Raw genomic sequence first — 1,609 nt, 5'->3', positions numbered from 1 at the left:
TTTTTTATGCACAAACTTCAGATTTGAAATTATTCAAAATCAATTTTTTAAAAGGAAAAATTTATGGCGCACCAGCTTGAACAAATGGCTTATGTCGGCCAAACCCCTTGGCACGGCTTAGGGAATCAATTGACTCAAAACCAGCCCATAGAGGTCTGGGCGCAGCAGGCCGGCATGGACTGGCGCATTGAATCCTCCAATGTCAGCTACATGGCGCAGAATGAGCGGGGGCACAGCATCATCATGCCCTATGAAGAACAGCGGGTATTGTACCGCTCGGATACCCATGCACCGCTGTCAGTAGTCAGCCAGCGCTATCAGGAAGTGCAGCCTCTGGAAATACTGGAATTTTACCGGGACTTGACCGAACAGTCCGGCTTTGAGCTGGAAACTGCAGGTGTACTGAAAGGCGGTAAGAAATTCTGGGCATTGGCTCGAACAGGGCAGACTTCTGCCTTAAAGGGTAATGATGTCAGCAATGGCTACATCTTATTAGCGACAGCCTGTGACGGCACCTTAGCCACCACAGCGCAATTCACTTCTATCCGCGTTGTCTGCAATAACACCCTGGCGGTTGCCTTGCGCGGACAGAGCAGCAGCGCCGGCGCAGTCAAAGTGCCGCACAGTACCAGATTTGATGCGGAGAAAGTCAAGCAGCAGCTGGGCATTTCAGTGCGCGCATGGGATGAGCATGTGTACGAAATGAAACAGCTGAGCCAGCGCAAAGTCAGTCAAACTGAAGCGGCCGCCTATTTTGATGCAGTATTCAACAATACCAGCCTGAGTGCTGCGGAACAGGACGAGGGCATTATTCAGTTCTACCGCAATGCGGCAGCTCAAGCTAACCCGGCGACTAAAGCTGAAAACAAGACGGAACCGAATGGGCGCGCCATGTCTAAAGTCATGACTATGTTCAACGGGCATGGCCGCGGGGCAGAACTCAGCTCAGCTAAAGACACGGCTTATGGCCTGCTTTGCAGCATCACCGAATTTGCAGATCATGAGCGCCGCGCCATGAGTCAGGATCATCGTTTGGATTCTGCTTGGTTCGGTGCCGGGGCAGGCTTAAAGCAGCGGGCTTTGGAGCAGGCTGCTGCCTTAATTGCTTGAATATTTGCCTAAATCTGGCGCTCTATAGCGCTTGAACCGCAATATACTTATGCCGAGAGCTTATTGTTTTAAAATAAGCGCTTTCAATAAATCATTGCTGTTAAGTTAAAAATAGAATGGGGGAAATATGAAAGAATTCATTAAAACAGGCCTGATCTTGGCCTGTCTGCTGGGCAGCGTGCAAGCCAAGGCCGAAACTTCAATCGCTAAGTTTATGGGCGCGTCCCAAGCTTCAGCGTCTTTCAGCTGCGCTTACAAAGGCAAAGCCGCCAGCAGGAAGTGTGTGGTCACCCGTTCAACTGTCAAGGCGTCAATCGATCCGGTTATGGCGCAAATTTACGGCGCGAATGAACCGCTTTCATTGCTGACAATTAAATGGCCTGATAATGATGTAAGCCGCTATCTGAGCATGGACAGCTGGGAGCTGAAAAATTTAGGCGATCAAAAAACTTACCGTTTAAAAACATCTCAGTCAGATGAAAGCAGGCTGGATCTGAGA

2 protein-coding genes are annotated in these 1,609 nt (G+C 49.7%); both read left to right on the top strand.

Annotation, left to right across the window (positions count from 1 at the left end):
• The first annotated feature begins 63 nt into the window (after positions 1 to 63).
• Positions 64 to 1,110, top strand: a complete 1,047-nt coding sequence (locus RSA72_RS14475) for a DUF932 domain-containing protein (protein ID WP_332624752.1) — start codon at positions 64 to 66, stop codon at positions 1,108 to 1,110.
• Between the two features lie 127 nt (positions 1,111 to 1,237).
• Positions 1,238 to 1,609, top strand: a 372-nt coding sequence (locus RSA72_RS14470) for a hypothetical protein (RefSeq protein ID WP_332624751.1), incomplete at its 3' end; no start/stop codon positions are given.

The sequence above is a fragment of the Acinetobacter sp. genome (assembly GCF_036659555.1).
In the GTDB taxonomy this organism is placed as follows: domain Bacteria; phylum Pseudomonadota; class Gammaproteobacteria; order Pseudomonadales; family Moraxellaceae; genus Acinetobacter.
The sequence above is the reverse complement of the archived record's forward strand: the minus strand, read 5'-3'. Positions and strand labels throughout refer to the sequence as shown.